Here is a 1,767-nt window from a genome sequence, read left to right as displayed (position 1 = left end):
TATCTTATGTCGGAGGAGGGGTGCCTACGAAAGGCTAAATTGACCGGAATCGCCTTTACTTCATCGTGCAGGGCTGTAGGACTGCGAAGTCACGCTCCGGATAACGATGGAGTGCGCACTGTGTCGGTGCGGACATTCCCAATTCCGGTTGTGTCGGCTTGAGCTTTCTTCGACCGCACACTGGAGCGGTCGTGGGAATGGGCGAAGTGCGGTCCATGGTGGACGCGACGCACGGATTGGGGAATGGCATGACGGCGATGGTCGAGACGGCGGACGCATTGGATCCGAAGGTTCTGCTGATGGCCTTGCGGCAACTGCGTAAAGGCGAGTTCTCGGTGCGGCTGCCGCTCGACCTGACGGGCATCGATGGCGAGATCGCCGCCGCCTTCAACGACGTGGTGGAACTGAACCAGAACCTGACCGCCGAGGTCAGCCGGCTCAGCGTCGCCATCGGCAAGGAAGGCCGCATCAGCCAGCGTGCCAAGCTGAACAATGCGTCCGGCGGGTGGGAAACCTGCGTCGACAGCATCAACACGCTGGTCGGCGATATGATCCAGCCGACGACGGAAATCGCCCGGGTCATCGGTGCCGTCGCCAAGGGCGACCTGTCCAAGACCATGGCGCTGGAGATCGAAGGCCGGCCGCTGCAGGGCGAATTCCTGCGCACCGCCCGCAACGTCAACACCATGATGGAGCAGCTCGTCACCGTCACCACCGAGCTGACCCGCGTGGCGCGCGAGGTGGGGATCGAGGGCAAGCTGGGCGGTCAGGCCCAGGTGAAGGGCGTTGCCGGCAGCTGGAAGGACCTGACCGAGAACGTCAACGTGATGGCGGCCAATCTGACCGGTCAGGTGCGCAACATCGCCGAAGTGACGACGGCGGTCGCCAAGGGCGATCTGTCGAAGAAGATCACCGTCGACGTGAAGGGCGAGATTCTTGAGCTGAAATCGACCATCAACACCATGGTGGACCAGCTGAACAGCTTCGCCTCGGAAGTGACGCGCGTGGCACGCGAGGTGGGGTCCGAAGGCAAGCTGGGCGGTCAGGCGAAGGTCGAAGGTGTCGGCGGCACCTGGAAGGATCTGACCGACAATGTGAACATGATGGCGGAGAACCTGACGGGTCAGGTCCGCAACATCGCCGAAGTGACGACGGCGGTCGCGAAGGGCGACCTGTCGAAGAAGATCACCGTCGACGTGAAGGGCGAGATCCTTGAGCTGAAATCGACCATCAACACCATGGTGGACCAGCTGAACAGCTTCGCGTCGGAAGTGACGCGCGTGGCGCGCGAGGTGGGGTCCGAAGGAAAGCTGGGCGGTCAGGCGAGGGTGGAGGGTGTCGGCGGCACCTGGAAGGATCTGACCGACAGCGTGAACATGATGGCGGCGAACCTGACGGGTCAGGTGCGCAACATCGCTGACGTCACCACCGCCGTTGCGAACGGCGATCTGTCGAAAAAGATCACCGTGCCTGTGAAGGGCGAGATTCTGGAGCTGAAATCCACCATCAACACCATGGTGGACCAGCTGAACAGCTTCGCCTCGGAAGTGACGCGCGTGGCGCGCGAGGTGGGTTCCGAAGGCAAGCTGGGCGGTCAGGCCCAGGTGAGGGGTGTCGGCGGCACCTGGAAGGATCTGACCGACAGCGTGAATGCGATGGCGACCAACCTGACCGGTCAGGTGCGCAACATCGCGGAGGTGACGACGGCGGTCGCCAACGGCGACCTGTCGAAGAAGATCACCGTCGATGGAAGGCGAGATCTCAACA

1 protein-coding gene is annotated in these 1,767 nt (G+C 62.6%); it reads left to right on the top strand.

The features are described 5' to 3' along the window. Window positions 1-215: 215 nt before the first annotated feature. A partial coding sequence (locus I71_RS28490; RefSeq protein WP_244434107.1) for a HAMP domain-containing protein occupies window positions 216-1,767 on the top strand: 1,552 nt, incomplete at its 3' end.

Source organism: Azospirillum sp. B506 (genome assembly GCF_000333595.1).
Lineage (GTDB): Bacteria > Pseudomonadota > Alphaproteobacteria > Azospirillales > Azospirillaceae > Azospirillum.
This window is presented reverse-complemented; position numbering and strand designations above follow the sequence as displayed.